The sequence below is a fragment of the Microbacterium galbinum genome (assembly GCF_023091225.1).
Taxonomy (GTDB): domain Bacteria; phylum Actinomycetota; class Actinomycetes; order Actinomycetales; family Microbacteriaceae; genus Microbacterium; species Microbacterium galbinum.
The window spans coordinates 2,218,803-2,235,394 of record NZ_JAHWXM010000001.1 but is presented as its reverse complement, the minus strand read 5'-3'; the positions used below and the strand labels follow the sequence as shown (position 1 = coordinate 2,235,394).

Annotated in this window: 16 protein-coding genes and 1 tRNA gene; 7 read left to right on the top strand and 10 right to left on the bottom strand. The window is 70.0% G+C overall.

Going from position 1 to position 16,592, the window contains the following annotated elements:
• Window positions 1-23 precede the first annotated feature (23 nt).
• From KZC52_RS10640 to KZC52_RS10615, 6 genes are read right to left on the bottom strand one after another with little or no spacing between them, the layout of a single operon-like run.
• On the bottom strand, window positions 24-1,802 hold the full coding sequence (locus tag KZC52_RS10640) for a serine/threonine-protein kinase (RefSeq protein ID WP_247624024.1): 1,779 nt from the start codon (window positions 1,800-1,802) through the stop codon (window positions 24-26).
• Window positions 1,799-3,253 (bottom strand): penicillin-binding transpeptidase domain-containing protein, encoded by a 1,455-nt coding sequence (locus KZC52_RS10635; RefSeq protein WP_247624023.1) that lies wholly within the window; start codon window positions 3,251-3,253, stop codon window positions 1,799-1,801. The genes KZC52_RS10640 and KZC52_RS10635 overlap by 4 nt, the downstream gene beginning before the upstream one ends.
• Entirely contained in the window at window positions 3,250-4,635 is a 1,386-nt protein-coding gene (locus KZC52_RS10630; RefSeq protein WP_247624022.1) for an FtsW/RodA/SpoVE family cell cycle protein, read from the bottom strand. Before KZC52_RS10630 ends, KZC52_RS10635 begins: the two co-directional genes overlap by 4 nt.
• Window positions 4,632-5,939 carry a PP2C family protein-serine/threonine phosphatase gene (locus KZC52_RS10625; RefSeq protein ID WP_247624021.1) on the bottom strand — a complete coding sequence of 436 codons (1,308 nt, stop codon included), beginning with the start codon at window positions 5,937-5,939 and terminating at the stop codon, window positions 4,632-4,634. The genes KZC52_RS10630 and KZC52_RS10625 overlap by 4 nt, the downstream gene beginning before the upstream one ends.
• A gap of 7 nt (window positions 5,940-5,946) precedes the next feature.
• A complete protein-coding gene (locus KZC52_RS10620) occupies window positions 5,947-6,483 on the bottom strand; it encodes an FHA domain-containing protein FhaB/FipA (protein ID WP_247624020.1) in 537 nt (178 codons plus the stop codon).
• A complete protein-coding gene (locus KZC52_RS10615; RefSeq protein ID WP_247624019.1) occupies window positions 6,476-7,192 on the bottom strand; it encodes an FHA domain-containing protein in 717 nt (238 codons plus the stop codon). Before KZC52_RS10615 ends, KZC52_RS10620 begins: the two co-directional genes overlap by 8 nt.
• 178 nt (window positions 7,193-7,370) lie before the next feature.
• On the opposite strand from KZC52_RS10615, the gene KZC52_RS10610 reads away from it, so the two are divergent.
• Window positions 7,371-7,453 (top strand) — tRNA-Leu (locus tag KZC52_RS10610).
• 86 nt (window positions 7,454-7,539) lie between these two features.
• Here KZC52_RS10610 and KZC52_RS10605 read toward each other — a convergent pair.
• Window positions 7,540-8,025 (bottom strand): MarR family winged helix-turn-helix transcriptional regulator, encoded by a 486-nt coding sequence (locus KZC52_RS10605; RefSeq protein WP_247624018.1) that lies wholly within the window; start codon window positions 8,023-8,025, stop codon window positions 7,540-7,542.
• Window positions 8,026-8,110: 85 nt separating this feature from the next.
• Here KZC52_RS10605 and KZC52_RS10600 point away from each other — a divergent pair, with 85 nt between their 5' ends.
• Window positions 8,111-8,902, top strand: coding sequence for an SDR family NAD(P)-dependent oxidoreductase (locus KZC52_RS10600; protein ID WP_247624017.1), 792 nt, complete (start codon window positions 8,111-8,113; stop codon window positions 8,900-8,902).
• A 56-nt stretch (window positions 8,903-8,958) separates the two neighbouring features.
• Here the strand turns inward: KZC52_RS10600 and KZC52_RS10595 are convergent, their stop codons facing one another.
• Window positions 8,959-9,480 carry a hypothetical protein gene (locus KZC52_RS10595; protein ID WP_247624016.1) on the bottom strand — a complete coding sequence of 174 codons (522 nt, stop codon included), beginning with the start codon at window positions 9,478-9,480 and terminating at the stop codon, window positions 8,959-8,961.
• A gap of 80 nt (window positions 9,481-9,560) precedes the next feature.
• On the opposite strand from KZC52_RS10595, the gene KZC52_RS10590 reads away from it, so the two are divergent.
• The 5 genes from KZC52_RS10590 (at window position 9,561) to KZC52_RS10570 (ending at window position 13,661) form a co-directional block, all read left to right on the top strand.
• A complete protein-coding gene (locus tag KZC52_RS10590; RefSeq protein ID WP_247624015.1) occupies window positions 9,561-10,358 on the top strand; it encodes a siderophore-interacting protein in 798 nt (265 codons plus the stop codon).
• A gap of 44 nt (window positions 10,359-10,402) precedes the next feature.
• Window positions 10,403-11,392 carry an aldo/keto reductase gene (locus KZC52_RS10585; RefSeq protein ID WP_247624014.1) on the top strand — a complete coding sequence of 330 codons (990 nt, stop codon included), beginning with the start codon at window positions 10,403-10,405 and terminating at the stop codon, window positions 11,390-11,392.
• A gap of 97 nt (window positions 11,393-11,489) precedes the next feature.
• Window positions 11,490-12,137, top strand: a complete 648-nt coding sequence (locus tag KZC52_RS10580) for a hypothetical protein (protein ID WP_247624013.1) — start codon at window positions 11,490-11,492, stop codon at window positions 12,135-12,137.
• Window positions 12,134-12,928, top strand: a complete 795-nt coding sequence (locus tag KZC52_RS10575) for a hypothetical protein (protein WP_247624012.1) — start codon at window positions 12,134-12,136, stop codon at window positions 12,926-12,928. Before KZC52_RS10580 ends, KZC52_RS10575 begins: the two co-directional genes overlap by 4 nt.
• A 154-nt stretch (window positions 12,929-13,082) precedes the next feature.
• Window positions 13,083-13,661, top strand: coding sequence for a DUF4291 domain-containing protein (locus KZC52_RS10570; RefSeq protein WP_247624011.1), 579 nt, complete (start codon window positions 13,083-13,085; stop codon window positions 13,659-13,661).
• Window positions 13,662-13,685: 24 nt separating this feature from the next.
• On the opposite strand, the gene KZC52_RS10565 is transcribed toward KZC52_RS10570, so the two are convergent.
• Complete coding sequence (locus KZC52_RS10565) at window positions 13,686-15,296, bottom strand: hypothetical protein (protein ID WP_247624010.1); 1,611 nt, start codon at window positions 15,294-15,296, stop codon at window positions 13,686-13,688.
• A 66-nt stretch (window positions 15,297-15,362) separates the two neighbouring features.
• Entirely contained in the window at window positions 15,363-16,565 is a 1,203-nt protein-coding gene (locus KZC52_RS10560) for a hypothetical protein (RefSeq protein ID WP_247624009.1), read from the bottom strand.
• Window positions 16,566-16,592: the final 27 nt, after the last annotated feature.

Sequence of the window (16,592 nt, the reverse complement as noted above, 5' to 3'; positions counted from 1 at the left end):
GTGTGGTGGAGTAAAGGCTACCCTCAGTTGCCTGAGTTCCCGCCGTTCCCACCGTCTCCGCCGTCGTCGCCGTTGCCCGGATCGACGGCCGCTCCCTGGATGGCGGTCGACTGCCCCTGCGGGGAGTTTCCGGACTCGCGGTCGCCGCAGAACGCCTTGTAGGTGCCGGTCACGACCTGCCCGGCCGTGCCGGTGTTGATCGAGATTCCCGCCGTGGTCTCGTTCGGTCCGAAGCTCTTCGTGGTCACGGCCGGCTGGCCGGGACCCGCGAAGGATGCGTTCGTGATCGTCACCTCGTAAGAGGAAAGGGTTCCGGTGCCGTTCGGGCAGGAGAACGCCGTCCAGTTGATCGTCGCAGAGCCGCCCTCGAGGAACGTGCCCGAGAACGTCGGCGCGTTGGTCGGGGCTCCGACCGCGGCCTGGTCGGCGTAGAGGTAGAGCGTGATGTCACTGCCCACATCCACCGAGCCACGGGGCTCCACGCGCTCGACAGCGCCGACGAGGTCGGCGGACGGGGCGACGGTCGTTCCGGTCACGCAGTTGGGGACGAGGCCCGCACCGCGTGCGGCGGCGAGAGCCGCGTCGCACGTCATACCCGGCAACTGCAGGGCATCGACGTCGACCGGCTCCGGGGCGGGCGTCTCCGTCTCTGTCGGAGTGGGCTTCGGGGTGGGGGTGCGAGAGGTCGACGTGCTCGGCGTCGGGTCGGCGTCGCTGTCGCCCTGGTTCATGAGCGCGAAGACGGTTCCGCCGAGCACGATCACCAGCAGGGCGATCAGAGCGACCAGCGGCCACGTCCACGGGCTGCGCTTCTTCTTCTTGCCGTCGGTCGCCTCGTCGTCGCCGGCTCCGGTGGGGAGCTGCGCCGTGGTCGGCAGCACGCGGGTAGCCCCGTCGTCGCCACTCGCGGTGAGGATGCGCGTCGCGTCGTCGGCGACGCCGCCCGTCGCTATGGCGGGCACGGCGATCGCCGCGGAGTTCAGGTCGCCGCGGCGCAGCGCCTGGGCGGCGCGTGCGACGGTGGCCGACGACGACGGACGGTCGCTCGGCTTCTTCGCGATCATCGCCATCACGAGGTTCTGCACGGGGATCGGCACGGTCGGCGGCAGCGGCGGCGGCTGCTCGTTGATCTGCGCCATCGCGATCGCCACCTGCGACTCGCCCGTGAAGGGGCGCTTCCCGGCAAGGCATTCGTAGGCGACGATGCCGAGCGAGTAGGTGTCGGTCGCGGGGGAGGCCGGGTGACCCGAGGCCTGCTCGGGCGACAGGTACTGCACGGTTCCCATGACCTGACCGGTGGCCGTGAGCGGCACCTGGTCGGCGATGCGCGCGATACCGAAGTCGGTGATCTTGACGCGGCCGTCGGGCGTGATCAGCAGGTTTCCCGGCTTGATGTCGCGGTGGACGAGACCCGCCGCGTGCGCGGCCTGCAGAGCGGATGCCGTCTGGGCGACGATGTCGAGAGTCTTGTCGGCGCTCAGCGCGCCGTCGCGCTCGAGCACGGTCGACAGCGCCTCGCCGGGCACGAGCTCCATGACGAGATAGGCGCTGCCGTTCTCCTCGCCGTAGTCGAACACGCTCGCGATGCCCTCATGGTTGACGAGTGCGGCGTGACGGGCCTCGGCGCGGAAGCGCTCGAGGAACCCGGGGTCGCCCATGTACTCGTCCTTGAGGATCTTGATCGCGACGGTACGTCCGATGACGTGATCCGTCGCCTCCCAGACCTCACCCATGCCACCGATCGCGATACGCGACTGCAGCTCGTAACGACCACCGAACGACACACCCTGCGTCGGTCTCATCTGCCCAGCACCGCCTCTATGACCTTCTTCGCAATCGGAGCGGCGATCGTGTCGCCGGATCCGGATTGACCCTGTCCTCCGCCGTCTTCGACGACGACTGCCACCGCCACAGCGGGGTCGTCCGCCGGCGCGAAGCCGGTGAACCACAACGTGTGCGGCTTGTTTCCGTTCTCAGCGGTGCCGGTCTTACCGGCCACGTCGATCCCGTCTATTCTTGCACCCTGCGCAGCGCCCGTTGAGACGCTCGCGACCATGGCATCCGTCACCTCGTCGGCGATGTCGGGCTCGAGCGCACGGCCGAACTCGGTGTCGTCGTAGGAACGCACGACCGAGAGGTCGTTGCCGATCACCTGATCGACCATCCGCGGGTTCATCACCAGGCCGTCGTTCGCGATTCCGGCCGAGATCATCGCGACCTGCAACGGCGTCGCCGTGACCTGTCCCTGTCCGAATCCGGAGAGGGCCGTCTGCGCGTCGTCGAGCGCGCGCGGGTAGCTCGAGGCGGTCGAGACGAGCGGCGTCTCGAAGCTCTGGTTGTAGCCGAACTTCTCCGCCATCTCGCGGATCGCGTCGTCTCCGAGCTTCACCGCGAGCTCGGCCATGGGGATGTTGCAGCTCAGGCGGATCGCCTCGGCGATCGTGACGGTCTCACCGCCGCCGCAGGTGCCTCCCCATGCGTTCGAGACGCGGTTGCTCGACCCGGGAAGCGTGTACGACGCGGGGTTCGGGAGCGTGGAGTCGGGCGTGAAGTCACCGCTCGCGTAGGCGGCTGCCGCAACGACGAGCTTGAACGTCGAGCCCGGCGGGTTGAGGTCGCCGGCGATCGCGCGGTTGGAGAGCGGCTTGAGCGGATCCTGCACCAGCTGGTCGTACGTCGCGTTCGCGGCATCCGCATCGTGCGTGGCGAGCAGGTTCGTGTCGAAACCGGGCGTCGAGACCATCGCCAGAATGCGGCCCGTGCTGGGTTCGATCGCGACGACCGCGCCCTGCAGCCCGCCGAGCGCATCGTAGGCGGCCTTCTGGGCCGCGGCATCGAGCGAGAGCTCGACGCTGAAGCCGGTCTGCGGCTGCCCGGAGAGGATGCGCTCGATCTCGGAGAAGAATGCGCTCGATCCGGTTCCCGAGAGATCGGCGTTCATCGCCTGCTCGATGCCGGTGCGGGAATCGAGGGCGGCGTTGAAGTATCCGGTGACGGGCGCCCACATGCCGGCGTCGGCATACACGCGCTGGAACTGATAGCGATCGTCGGACGGCACGGAGGTGGCGACGTTCGTACCGTCGATGATGATCGAGCCGCGCTGGATCTCATAGCTGTCGAGGCGCGTGCGCTGGTTGTTGTCGTTCTGGGCCAGCGCATCGGCGTCGACGACCTGGATCCAGCTGGTGGCGGCGAACAGCGCGATGAACATGAAGAGCATCACGATGCTCAGGCGACGCAACTCACGGGTCATCCGATCACCACCCTCGGTTGGCGGCGTACGCCGTCGGAGATGCGCAGCAGCAGTGCCACGATGAGCCAGTTGGCGACGAGCGACGAACCGCCCGCGGCGAGGAACGGCGTGGTCAGACCCGTCAGCGGGATGAGGCGGGTGACACCGCCGACCATGATGAAGACCTGGAGGGCGATCGTGAACGAGAACCCGATCGCGAGCAGCTTGCCGAAGTCGTCCTGACCGGCGAGACCGATGCGCACCCCGCGACTGACGAACACCATGTACAGGCAGAGGATCGCGAAAAGGCCGATCAGGCCGATCTCCTCACCGAGGCTGGTGATGATGTAGTCGCTGTGGGCCAGGGGAGTGACCCATGGGCGGCCCTGGCCCCAACCGGTACCGAGCATCCCGCCGTGCGCGAGACCGAAGAGCCCCTGCATGGGCTGGTAGCCGGCACGTTCGGGGTCGACCTGGTTCGGGTCGAACAGGAACAGCCAGTTGATGAAGCGCCCGCGCACGTAGCTGAGGATCTGGGTCGCGAGCGCGACGCCCGCCGCCACGAGCCCGAGGCCGATGACGACCCAGCTGGTCTTGCCGGTGGCGACGTACAGCATCGCCACGAACATGCCGAAGATCAGGGTTCCGGTACCGAGATCGCGCTGCAGCACGATGATGCCGAGCGAGATCAGCCACACCACCAGCACCGGACCCAGTTCGCGCATGCGCGGCCAGGTCATGCCGAGGAAGCGCGTGCCGACCGAGGTGAGGCTCTCACGCGTGCGCACGAGGTAGCCCGCGAAGAAGATCGCGAGGCAGATCTTCGCGATCTCACCCGGCTGGAAGGCGAACGCCCCGCCGAGCGACACCCACACGGCCGCATTCGCGTCGGGGATGCGCAGGCCGGGCACGAACGGCAGCAGCAGGAACACGATGCCCGCGAAGCCGAAGATGTACGTGTAGCGGAAGAGGACGCGGTAGTTGCGCAGCAGGATCACCGCGGCGATCGCGCCCGCCAACGAGATGCCGGTCCAGGCGAGCTGCTTCGTCGAATAGGCATCCCACCCGGTGAACGACTTGGCGATGTCGATCCGGTAGATCATCGCGATGCCGAGGCCCGTGAGCAGAGTCGCGATCGGGACGACGAAGGGATCGGCATCCGACGCCACGACCCGCAGCACGATGTGCAGGGCGAAGGCGAGCACGGCCAGGCCGCCGCCGATCGCGAGGATGACGGGGTCGACGGTGCCGAGGGCGCCGAGCTGCACGAGAGTGAGCGCGGAGCCCGCGATCAGCACGGCGAACAGGAGCAGCCAGAACTCGCGGTTGCGCTGCTTCTGCGGGGTGCGGATGCGCTTGAGCGCCTTGAGGACCGCGGTGTCGGCGGAGACGTCGGTGCTCATCCGTCACCTCCGTCCTCGGCGGGAGTCTCGGAAGGCGTCGGCGTCGGTGTGGGGAGCGGGGTCGGAAGCGCGTTGGCATCGGCACCCGCCCGCAGACGGTCGACGATGGCCATGGCATCCGACAGCGAGCGGGCGGTGATCGTGCGCTCGACCGACGCGCGCTGGTACTCCGGCAGGTTCGCGAGCAGGATGTCGGTGTCTTCGACGGGCGTCGACAGGGTGATCGGGCCGATGTTCTGCTGCACGCCCTGGAAGATCACCACGCTGTCGTCGTCGGCGCCGATGAAGTAGCGGGTCTGCGTCCAGCTGTAGGCCGCGAACGCGGCGAAGCCGAGCATCGCGAGCACCAGGAGCATCGCGGCGATCCAGCCGACGCGGCGACGGGTCGCGCGCCGACGATCCTCCTCGATGAGCTCTTCGAGGTACTCGGCGGCCGGTTCGAAGTGGCTGGGATCGTTGGCCGCCTGGCGCACCGGGTGCAGCCAGTTGCCGCGCGGGGCGCGCACGGGCGGCACGATGATGCCCGAGGGGTTCGAGGCCGCGCCGACGATCGTGGGCGTTCCGGAGGAGAGCGGATGCTGTCCGCCGACGTCGACGATCACGATCGTGACGTTGTCGGGGGCGCCGCCGTCGAGGGCCTGCTTGAGGAGGTTGTCGGCCGTGCGCCCCGGCGCGAGGCCCAGGCGCATCGCCTTGAGGATGCGGTTCTCGTCGACGACCCCCGAGAGGCCGTCGGAGCAGAGCAGCCAGCGATCGCCCGGCTGCGTCGGCATGACGAACATGTCGAGCTCGGGGTCGGAGTCCATGTCGCTGAGCACGCGCATGAGCACCGAGCGACGCGGGTGGTAGCGCGCCTCCTCGGGCGTGATGCGGCCCGAGTCCACGAGCCGCTGCACGAAGGTGTGGTCGGCCGTGATCTGCGTCAGGGCGTCGTCGCGGTACAGGTAGATGCGCGAGTCGCCGATGTGGCCGATGACCGCGTACTCGTCGACCATGATGATCGCGCTGACCGTGGTGCCCAGGCCCGCGAGCTCGGGGCGGTCCTTCGCGGCGCGGATGAGATCGCCCGCCGCGGTCGTCGCCGCGGCCTGCAGCGATGCCTGCGCGTCGTCTGTCGAGGCGTACGCCTGATCGAGCGGTTCGAGGCGCTGGATCGCGAGGCTCGATGCGACGTCACCGCCGGCGTGACCGCCCATGCCGTCGGCGACGACGAACAGGTTGGCTCCGGAGTACCCGGAGTCCTGATTGTTGGAGCGGATCTTGCCCGTATGGGAGATCGCGGCGCTCGAGCCCTCGAAGACCATGCCGGCGTCAGGCTCGCAGCTCGAAGGTCGTGGCGCCCACCTTGATGGGGGTGCCGAGCGACAGCGAGACGGGGGAGTTGCCGACGCGCTGGCCCGCGACGAACGTGCCGTTGGTGGAGTCGAGGTCCTGCACCGCCCACGCGTCGCCGCGCAGGATCAGGCGGGCGTGGTGGCTGGACGTGTAGTCGTCACGGATCACGAGGGCGGACTCGCTCGAGCGGCCGATCGTGAGGGTGTCGTTGCCGAGGGGGAGTTCGAGCCCCGCCTTCGGGCCCGAGGTGATGACGAGACGCTGGGCGGTCGCGACGGTCGCCGGACCCGTGGAGGGCTTGGCGGAGGCGGGCTTCGCCGAGGCCGGCTTCGCGACGGGGGCGGCCGGAGCCGCGGAGCCGGATGCCGGGGCACCCGCAGCGGCCTCGGCGGGGAGCTTGCGCACCTTCACGCCGAAGAGATCGGCGCGCAGCGAGTAGACCACGCCGAACACGAAGAACCACAGCAGCACCAGGAAACCGATGCGCAGGAGCAGGAGGACCAGTTCACTCATGGATGCCTCCGAACGCACGGGTGGCGTCGCTGACACGCGCAGGTACCGTCTGCGGCACCACGCGGAAGACGAGATCGGTGCGACCGATCGTGATCGTGGTGTCGGAGGGGAGGGCCGCTTCGCGCAGCTTCTGACCGTTCACCTTGGTGCCGTTGGTGGAGCCGAGGTCGCGCATCATGGCGCGCTCGCCGTCCCAGAGGATCTCGGCGTGCTTACGGCTCGATCCGGCATCCGCGATGGTGATGTCGGCATCCGTGCCGCGTCCGATGACGGTGCGCGCGCGGGTGATGCGGTGCCGGCGACCGTCGACGTCGACCACGGCCTCCCAGCTCACACGGCCCTCGACCGTTCCGGAGCTGACGCGCACCGTACCCGTCGACACCTTCTCGTCGGGTTCGAGCACGATCGAGAGCGGGCCGCCGAAGCTGTAGCCCTGCGACTTCGAGTGCTTCGTGAGCAGGGCGTGCAGCTCGTCGGTCAGAGCGCCGCCGAGTCCGCGCATCCGCTCGGCGTCGTCGGCGCTGAGGCGCACGACGTAGTTGTTGGGCGCGATGATGCGGTCGCGGCTGACGACCGCCGCCTTCGTATCGGCCTCGCGCCGCAGCGCCGAAGCGATCTCCACCGGCTGGATGCCGCTGCGGAAGGTCTTCGCGAACGCGCCGTTCACGGCGCGCTCGAGACCCTTCTCAAAGCTGTCAAGTAGTCCCACTGGGCTCCTCTGGCATGCCAACTGGTAGGGACATCGTAGCCAGGTGTGCTGAAGATCCGCCCCGCGACGGGCTCGGAGTCGCGGATTTCCGGGGTTTTCTGGGGTATGGGGGGAGTTTCTCGTGGGGTCGCGACGCGTGATAGCCTTACGAGGTTGAGTTCTTCGGAACGAGACACTCGCGCGAGTGGCGGAATGGTAGACGCGCTGGCTTCAGGTGCCAGTGTCCTTGCGGGCGTGGGGGTTCGAGTCCCCCCTCGCGCACAGCGAGTTGAAAGGCCCGGTTCCTTTGTGGAACCGGGCCTTTCGCGTGCGGAGAAGTCCGGCCGTATATGCGGCTTCGCGTCGTTTCACGCCGGACTCCACACACCGCCCGGCCCCGCGGCCTCCGCCACCTTCCGACTGATGACCCCCAGCTGCCGCGCCTGGGCATCCGTGAGGGTGTCGAACACGAGGTTGCGGATGAGCGCGTGGTGGGCGGGGGTCGACTCGGCGACCACCTGCGCGCCGGCGTCGGTGAGGATGCCGAGGGTGAAGCGTCCGTCGCTCGGGTCGATCTCGCGACGCACCCACCCCTTCGTCTCGAGTCGGGAGACCGCGCGCGACAGGCGCGACAGCGTGCAGCTCGCGTAGGCGGCGAGGACGCTGAGACGCAGGGTGCGCTCGGGGGCGCTGCGCAGGGCGAAGAGGATGCCGTGCTCGAAGTGCGTGAGCCCGCTGTCGCGCTGCAGCTGCGCGTCGAGGGCGGTGGGCAGGCGCTCGAGCAGGGTGGCGAGCGGGGCCCAGATCGCGAGCTCGTCGGAGCTCAGGCCGTGGTCGGCGTTCGTGTTCGGCATGGCCCCAGGGTATCCCGAATTGACTTGCTTGAGCAAGTGAAAGTCTGTACCGTGACTTGCTCAAGCAAGTGAAAGGACATCGAACATGGATCTGCGACTCGCAGGCAGGAAGGCATTCGTCAGCGGCTCGACCCAGGGGATCGGCTACGCCATCGCCGCAGCGCTCGCCGCGGAGGGCGTGCAGGTGACGCTCAACGGTCGCAACGCCGAGCGCCTCGACAGCGCCGTCGCGCGGCTCGGGGCGGAGCATCCGGAATCCCACCCGAACGGTCTCGTCGCCGACTTCGCGAAGCCCGACGAGGTCGCGCGCCTTCTCGCCGATCTCGGCGACGTCGACATCCTCGTCAACAACGTCGGACTGTTCGGCCTGGCCGACTTCTCGGCGACCTCCGACGACGAGTGGTCGCGCTACCTCGACGTGAACCTCATGAGCGCCGTGCGCCTGTCGCGGCAGGTTCTCGGGGGCATGCTCGATCGCGGGTGGGGGCGCATCGTCTCGATCAGCAGCGAGTCCGGCGTGAACGTTCCCGCCGACATGGTGCACTACGGCGTGACCAAGGCGGCGATGATCGCCCTCACCAACGGCCTCGCCAAGCTCACCCGCGGCACCGAGGTCACCGTGAACACGGTGCTCGGCGGACCCACGTACTCCGACGGGGTGGCCGCGACCGTGGCGGCGGTGGCCGAAGCGCAGTCGCTGCCCGCCGACGCCATGAAGCAGGCGATCATCGGCCAGAACGCCACGACGCTGCTCGAGCGATTCCTCGAACCGACCGAGATCGCGAGCCTCGTCACGTACCTCGCGAGCCCCGTCGCCTCGGCGACCAACGGTGCCGCCCTCCGCGCCGACGGAGGCGTGCTCACCGCGATGCTGTGAGCCGCGAACGGATCAGCCGCGAATGGATCAGCCGCGAACGGATCAGCGCGAACGGATCAGACGGCACACTCCTCGGATCTCTCGGTGATGATCCAACCGGTCACCTCGCGCGTCATGACGACCGTGCCGCAATCGCCGGAGGCGAGGTAGGTCACGAAGAGGGTGGCGTCGTTCTCTGTCTGCTCCTGGATCGTCACATCGACCTCGCTGCTCTGCGCGGTCGCGCGATACAGGTCGGCGGTGGCGGTGATCATCTCGGCGCAGGTGCTCACCGCGAACGCGCCGCTGCCGTTGAGTTCGGCGATCATGCGCGCGGCGAGTTCGGGGGAGAGACCGGCGCACGCCGCTTCGGCGTCGGGGGCGCGCGAGGCTTCGAGCCAGGCGAGGAAGCTCTCGACCGGGCCGAGGTCGCCGGACGGCGTTGCGCTCGGGAGAGGGGAGGCCGTGATCGGTGTCTCGATGGCCGGGGCATCCGACGGGGCTGCGGGCGAGGGCGTGGCCGCGCATGCGCTCAGCACGACGGCTGCGGCCAGGAGGACCGCGCCCGCCATCACACCGCGTCGGGGCTGGAAGATCACCCGCTCATCATGTCAGGGCGCCCTCAGCCCTCGCATCCCGGGCAGACTGGAGGGAACGTTCGACACCTCGGGAGATGCAGATGACCGACCAGCCTCGTAAGCCACCCGCACAAGCAGTTCTCACCGTGCAGGAGGTCGAGCAGGTCAGTCCCGATCTGATCCGCATCACGGCCGGCGGCGACGGCTACTCGGACTTCACCGACAACGTCTACACCGACAAGTACGTGAAGATCCTCTTCGCCGACCCCCGTCACGGCCTCGTGCCGCCGTACGATCTGGCGCAGCTGCGCGAGGAGAGCCCCGAGAAGCTCCCGACGCGGCGCACCTACACGGTCCGTTCGGCCGACCCCGAGGCGCGCCTGATCGTGATCGACTTCGTCGTGCACGGTGACGAGGGCGTCGCGGGTCCGTGGGCCCGCCGGGCGCAGCCGGGCGACACCCTCGTCGTGAGCGGTGCCGGGGGCGGGTATCGGCCCGAGCCGTCGACGCCCTGGCATCTTCTCGTCGGCGACCACACGGCGCTGCCGGCGATCTCCTCGGCGATCGAAGCGATGGAATCGGATGCCGTCGGCCACGTGATCCTGACGGTCGCCGACCCGTCGGACCGGGTGCTGCCCGCGGCGCCCTCCGGCGTGAGCGTGCGCTGGACCGCCACCGACGATGAACTGCTCACCGCCCTCGCCGACCTGCCCTGGGCCGACGGCACCCCCGGGGTCTTCGCCCACGGGGAGCGCGGCACGATCAAGGAGGTGCGCGCCCTGCTGAAGCAGCGCGAGGTGCCCCGCGAGTCGCTCTCGATCTCGGCGTACTGGGCGCGCGGTCGCGCTGAGGACCAGTTCCAGGCCGAGAAGCGCGAGCCGATCGGACAGATCGAGTAGTCGCCGTCCGGCATCCGTCGAACACCCACGAGAAGGAAGAACTCATGATCGAGCCCGGTGACCACGTACGACTCGGACGATCGGGGCTGCGCATCTCGCCCGTCGTGCTCGGATGCATGAGCTTCGGCGCCCCGGATCGCGGCGCGCACGGCTGGTCGCTCGATGAGGAGTCGAGCCGACCCCTCATCCGGCAGGCCCTCGAAGCGGGGATCACGACGTTCGACACCGCTGACGTCTACTCCGACGGCACGAGCGAGGAGTTCGTCGGCCGTGCGCTCGCCGACTTCGCCCGCCGCGACGAGATCGTGCTCGCCACCAAGGTGCACGGGCGCATGGGACCCGGCGCGAACCAGGCCGGCCTCAGCCGCGGGCACATCCTTTCGGGCATCGACGCGAGCCTGCGGCGCCTCGGCACCGACTACGTCGACCTGTACCAGATCCACCGGTGGGACCCCGAGGTGCCGATCGAGGAGACGATGGAGGCGCTGCACGACATCGTGCGCTCGGGCAAGGCGCGGTACATCGGCGCCTCGTCGATGTGGGCGTGGCAGTTCGCGAAGGCGCAGCATGTCGCCGTGCAGAACGGGTGGACCCCGTTCGTGTCGATGCAGGACCAGTACAACCTGCTGCAGCGTGAGGAGGAGCGGGAGATGCATCCGTTCTGCCTCGACTCCGGCGTCGGGGTGCTGCCGTGGTCGCCGCTCGCGCGGGGCCGCCTGACCCGCGACTGGGACGAGACGACGAATCGCACGGGGAAGGATGCCTTCGGCGCGACGCTCTACCACCGCGAAGAGGAGTCCAACCGGTCGATCGTCGAGGCCGTCGCCCGTGTGGCATCCGATCGGGGCGTCTCCCGCGCGCAGATCGCCCTTGCCTGGGTCGCGCAGCAGTCGGCGGTCACCGCGCCCATCGTCGGCGCCACCCGTGCGGCCCACATCGACGACGCGGTCGCGGCTGTCGGCATCCGTCTCGAACCCGCCGAGATCGACGCGCTCGAAAGCGCCTACACGCCCCGCGAGGCCGAGGGGTTCTGAGAGGCGCCGCAGGGTTCTGAGGGGCGCCGCAGGTCGAGCGCGTCGGTACGCTCGGGAGAGAGCTGCGAACACACATGACCAAGGACGGTGATGGGCGATGAGCCGACCGGAGACCCCGCCGATCGCCGTCGAGAGTGCACCGGTGCGGTGGTCGCGCTGGTGGGTGTCCTCGGGAGCGCTGTTCCTGCTGACGGCCCTGCTCGCCGCGTATCGCAGTCTGCCCGGCACGCTCGACGGGGGCGTGCTCAGCGCACTGAGCGTGGCGACGTCGGCGGGGTTCGGTCTCGCGTTGATCACCGCGGCGATCGCCGGGGTGAGGCATCCGTCGGTCGGGTTGCGCAGGAGCGCGATCGTCGCCCTGGGCCTTCTGGCCGTCTGGATCGTCGCCGGCCCGCCCCTGCTGCTCGCCGTGTTCGGCGTGTCCTCCTCGGCGCCCGTGTTCATCGACGCGATCGTCAAGATCGCGCTGAGCGGCGTGGTCGTCGCGGGCTTCACTCGCAGCACCCTGCCCGACCCGTGGCGGTACACCCCGGCGGCAGTGCTCGCCGCGGTCGTGCTCGCCTCGCTCATGGAGCTCTTCCTGCTCTCGGGAACGGTGACCGACATGAACGCGATCGTGCTCGTCGCCAACGTCCTCCTGCTCACCCGGATCGTCGCGACCGGAGCGCTGGGGGCGGTGGCCCTGCGGGCCGCCCGATCGCGCGCGGACTCGGTCGTCGTGCTCGGAGGACGGGCCGACGCATGAGCGATGACGAGCTGCGGGCCCTGCGTGCGCGGGCCTACGGGCGGGATGCCGACATCGACGGCGACCCCGCAGCGATCGCCCGGCTGCGCGCGCTCGAGGCGCAGGCGGCACCGGCGGCGCTGGTCGTGACGGCGCCGGTTCGTGAGGTTCCCGTCGTTTCGGTCGCCCCCGCGCCGCCGGTCGAGGAGTCGGCGACGGATGCTGCGCCCGATGAGTTCGGCCGCAGCGGCGAACTCCCTCGCACCGGTGAGCCGCCGGCGATCGACGCCGAGAACGCGGAGCCCGAGCATCCGTCGCCCTCCCGCCTGCGCACCCTCTTCACGCCGCGGCCGTCGGCACCCTGGCTGTGGCTGGGCGCGGCGTGCATCGCGCTCGCCGCGTTCGGATCCGCGGCCGTCGCGGCGGCCGTGCGGTCGGCCGACCCGCGTTTGGTGGCCGAGATCGCGGTCGACCCGGATGCCTCGTGGCCCGAGTCGTTCGGCGAGAAGGGGCCCGACGCGGCGCTGTTCGAGGAGTTCGCCGGTCTGACGATCGCCCGCGGCGTGGAGTGGCTGTCGTTCGATGAATCGGACGCGATGTGCATCGTCGCGATCGACACGGAGGAGCTCCTCGGAGACTCCGGAGGCTTCCAGATCGCGGCGTGGGGGTGCGACGCCGGGTCGTTCCCGCCGGTGATCCGGATCGAGGTCACGTCCGCTCAGCCCCAGGCGCTGCGCGACCGCTTCGGCGACGGCACCGGCCTCGAACTGATCATGCGCGGCGACCGCATCGAGGTCTTCGCCGATCGGTGAGGAGACGGGTTTCTCGGGCGGCACCCTTCGACAGGCTCAGGGACCCAGGCTCTTCGCGTCGTCGTGCACGGCATCCGCGTCACATTTCGGGCACTGACTCGTCTTCCTTCCTGGGGAGCACGCGTTCGGCGTGCCGTGGAGGGGAGCAGGGCCGATGGCTCAGTCGCCGCGCATGTACGGCATCCGCGCCGATCACGACACCGACAGCATCGTGATGTACCAGGCGTACTCCGACGCGATCGCCGATGCGGCGCTCGCGAACGGCCGCTTCGTCACCCCCTTCTCGTTCACGCGGATGACGTGGATCAAGCCGTCGTTCCTCTGGCTCATGCATCGCAGCAACTGGGCGCGCAAGCCGGGCCAGCAACGCATCCTGGCGGTGCGCCTCAGCAGGGAGGGGTGGGAGACCGCCCTCTCGCGATCGGTGCTGACGACGTCGCATCCGGATGCCGTCGCCGACGCGGCCGTGCACGTGCAGTGGGACCCCGAGCGCTCGATCCGCGGTGCGGCACTCGACCACTACAGCATCCAGGTCGGCGTGGGTCGCGGGCTCATCCGCACGCTCGCCGACGAGTGGACGCTCGGGATCGACGACCTCACGCCGACCGTCCGCAAGATCGCCACGCTCGTGCAGAGCGGTCAGGCCGATCGCGCGCGTCGTCTGCTGCCCCCGGAGCGCGCCTACCCGCTGCCGCCGGCGCTGACGCGGCGGATCACACCCTCGGACCGCTGATCCGTCGGGCCGGACACCCGCCGCTCAGAGCGTTCTGAACTCGATCGATCGGGTGCGGCTGCGCATGCGGCGGATCGTGAAGACACGGTTCTCGCGCACCCAGCGCCCCGGACCCTCGGCCGGTCCCAGTGCCTCCGTCAGGTACTGCTCCACCGACGCCAAGCGCGCGTCGTCATCGTCCGGCCGGGTGCCCGGGGCGCGCGTGCCCGGTGCCATGAAGAACGTTGCGCGCGGGCCGGGCGACGCGTCGAGGTACACACGCACCGCCGAGGGGAAGAAGCGCGGTGGTGAATCGGCGGCCCTGTCGAGCGGGGAGCGATCGTCGAGGTAGCGGTGGCGGGTTGCCCAGGCGGTGGCCTCCGCGCCCTGGAGCCAGTCGGCCGCGGCGTCGCGCAGCTCGATCGCCGAGTAATCCGGCGACAGACGCAGGCCGAGACTGCGGTTCGTGGCGGTGACCGTGGCGGTGAGGTGCCCGAGATTCCAGTGCTTGTCGGTGCCGGACGGCTTGCCGACCCGCTTCGTGATCGCGGCGCGCAGACGCCGCTCGAAGCCGGCATCCGGCTCGGCGGTGAAGACGAGATGGACGTACGGATGCAGCGACGAGAGCTCCGGTCGTACGTCGTCGGCGGCCAGGCCGTTCGCCTCGAAAGCCGCGAGGATCGCGTCGGCGTCGCGCGATTCCCGTCGCCAGAGGTCGTCGATCAGAGCGGGGATCGCGGTCAGCAGGTGGTCGGGGGAGTACTCCGGCGCCTTCGGTCGGGCGGACTCCGGCGCGGTCGCCGGGGGTGCGTCGCTCGCCGCCGGGGCCGCCGCCGGGGCCGTGGCCGCCGGGCCTGACGTGCCCGCCGGGCCCGCCGGGCCCGCCGTGGCGACCGTGGAGAACGCCGCGTTGACGTAGGGGCGTCGACTCGTCGGGGCGCCGGGTCGAAGGGTGAACTCGCGGGCGCCCCGCGCCCATCGCCCCTCTTCCGTGGCGGGGCCGAGCGCCTCCGTGACGTAGCTCTCGATGTCGGCGAGACGACCCGCATCATCGGCCGCACGGGAGCCGGGCGCACGCGTGGTGGCCGGGAGGAGAAGCGTGACGCGCGGGCTCTCCTCGTCGTCGAGGTCGAGGTACGAGCGGGGCACGAAGTGCTCACGCGAGGCGTCGGCCGCCTGCTCCGACGGCGACCGGCCATCGATGAAGCGGTGGCGGATCGCCCAGTCCTCGGCATCCGTTCCCTCGAGCCATTCGACCGCCGCCGCACGCATCTCGGTCACCGCGTACACGGCGAACAGGCGCACCTCCACGCGCGTCGCCGAGGCGATCAGTCCGGCACGGAAGCGGCCGATGTTCCAGGCTCGGTCGTCGCCCGATGCCTTGCCCAGGCGCTTCGTGACGGCAGCCCTCAGCTTGCGTTCGAGCGTCGCCTCTCCCGCCTCCGCCAGTCGGAACCGGAAGGGTGCAGCCGGCCGTACCGCGGCGACACGGGCGTCGTCATCGACGGTCAGGCCCACCGCGGAGACGGCGGCGAGAAGGTCGTCGGGCCGCCGTGAGTCCCGACGCCAGACCTCTTCGAGGAAGTCGGGCAGCGCCGTCATCAGGAACTCGGCGGAGTAGAGAGGGGCTTCGTCGATCGCTCGCGTTTCGCTCATAACCCCACCAGGCTAACGGCGTGCCTTCGCCCGCGCGCTACCCCTCGTCCCAGAGCGTGTAGCCGGTCACGCCCGCGGATCGCTGAGGTCGGTGATCCGCTCGAGCACGGGGCGGTCGTGCTCGATGCCGGCGTCGAGCAGGCGGTCGTCGTTCGCCTCCCACTGCTGCGCCGTCCACTCCTCGTCGTCGTGCGGCCGGGGGGAGTCGCTCGGGCGGCGCTCACCTCGCAGGGAGCGCTCCGCGGCTCGGACGATCTGCAGCGGGTCGCTGTCGTCGTCGACGGCGGGCCTCAGCTCGCGCAGCGCCCACGGACGGTCGATCCACGCGAGCATCTTCGCGACGCCGTTCCGGTTCGCGCCGCTGTCGTGCTGGGCGTCGTGCAGGAACGACAGGGCCTCGTCGGCGGTGAAAACGCCGCGATAGGTCAGTGCCAGCCGCGCGTAAGCGTCGCGCTGCGGGTTGCCGCGGAATCCGCTGATGCGCGTCGCGGCCGCGCACCGCCGGACGGCATCGGCGGCCTCGTCGACATGAGAGCCCGCCCAGAGCAGATACTCCGCGGCCTGCACGGTCGCGTAGGGGTTGTCGGTCGTGAGGTCGAGCCCGCGGATCACCGTCACGGCGCGCTCCTCCATCCCGCGGAGTTCGAGGGCGCGGCACATGCCGAGCACGGCACCGATCAGGCTGTCGGATGCCGGACCCGTGAGCAGCGCATGCAGTGCCGCCGTGATCTGCGTCGGCCAGGCGAATGCCGCGAACGCGATGTGCGGTGACGGATCGGTCGACGGGGCGATCGTCGCGGCGAGGTAGGTGTCGGCGGAGTGTGCGGCAGGAGACAGGTCCGCCAGGACGTGATCCGGCAGAGAGAGGTCGTTGATGTCGCCGACCTCGCTCCGGAACGCGGGGTCGACGACGGCGGTGAGCTCGTCGTCATCCGTCTCGATCAGACGGATGACGTTCGACGAGAACAGGAGCGACGCGTGGCTGCGCAGGAGCGTCTCGCGGGCGTCGGACGACGCCGGGAACGTGCGGGGGATGTCGGGCACCCAGGCGGCGATCAGCCGGTCGACATCGGCACGGGGCGCGCCGGCACGGGCGAGGATGCCGGAGGGAACCGAACGGAGAGCGACGCCGGATTCGGGGATCGCACGGAGGTACGCGACGACCGACACCAGCACCCACGGCTCGGTCTCGATGCCGCGGGTGCCTCCGGCGCGGAGGGCGCGGATGTCGCGCGCGAGCCGCGCCGTCACCGCCGAATCGATGCTCATGGATACATCCTCGCAGGGGCTGCGAGC

What these genes read in the sequence shown, in the direction of transcription:
- KZC52_RS10635 (WP_247624023.1), bottom strand. Translation starts at nt 3,253, where the DNA reads ATGACCCGTGAGTTGCGTCGCCTGAGCATCGTGATGCTCTTCATGTTC.
- KZC52_RS10590 (WP_247624015.1), top strand. Translation starts at nt 9,561, where the DNA reads ATGACCGACCAGCCTCGTAAGCCACCCGCACAAGCAGTTCTCACCGTG.
- KZC52_RS10565 (WP_247624010.1), bottom strand. Translation starts at nt 15,296, where the DNA reads ATGAGCGAAACGCGAGCGATCGACGAAGCCCCTCTCTACTCCGCCGAG.
- KZC52_RS10625 (WP_247624021.1), bottom strand. Translation starts at nt 5,939, where the DNA reads ATGGTCTTCGAGGGCTCGAGCGCCGCGATCTCCCATACGGGCAAGATC.
- KZC52_RS10605 (WP_247624018.1), bottom strand. Translation starts at nt 8,025, where the DNA reads ATGCCGAACACGAACGCCGACCACGGCCTGAGCTCCGACGAGCTCGCG.
- KZC52_RS10575 (WP_247624012.1), top strand. Translation starts at nt 12,134, where the DNA reads ATGAGCGATGACGAGCTGCGGGCCCTGCGTGCGCGGGCCTACGGGCGG.
- KZC52_RS10580 (WP_247624013.1), top strand. Translation starts at nt 11,490, where the DNA reads ATGAGCCGACCGGAGACCCCGCCGATCGCCGTCGAGAGTGCACCGGTG.
- KZC52_RS10630 (WP_247624022.1), bottom strand. Translation starts at nt 4,635, where the DNA reads ATGAGCACCGACGTCTCCGCCGACACCGCGGTCCTCAAGGCGCTCAAG.
- KZC52_RS10585 (WP_247624014.1), top strand. Translation starts at nt 10,403, where the DNA reads ATGATCGAGCCCGGTGACCACGTACGACTCGGACGATCGGGGCTGCGC.
- KZC52_RS10570 (WP_247624011.1), top strand. Translation starts at nt 13,083, where the DNA reads ATGGCTCAGTCGCCGCGCATGTACGGCATCCGCGCCGATCACGACACC.
- KZC52_RS10560 (WP_247624009.1), bottom strand. Translation starts at nt 16,565, where the DNA reads ATGAGCATCGATTCGGCGGTGACGGCGCGGCTCGCGCGCGACATCCGC.
- KZC52_RS10640 (WP_247624024.1), bottom strand. Translation starts at nt 1,802, where the DNA reads ATGAGACCGACGCAGGGTGTGTCGTTCGGTGGTCGTTACGAGCTGCAG.
- KZC52_RS10620 (WP_247624020.1), bottom strand. Translation starts at nt 6,483, where the DNA reads ATGAGTGAACTGGTCCTCCTGCTCCTGCGCATCGGTTTCCTGGTGCTG.
- KZC52_RS10600 (WP_247624017.1), top strand. Translation starts at nt 8,111, where the DNA reads ATGGATCTGCGACTCGCAGGCAGGAAGGCATTCGTCAGCGGCTCGACC.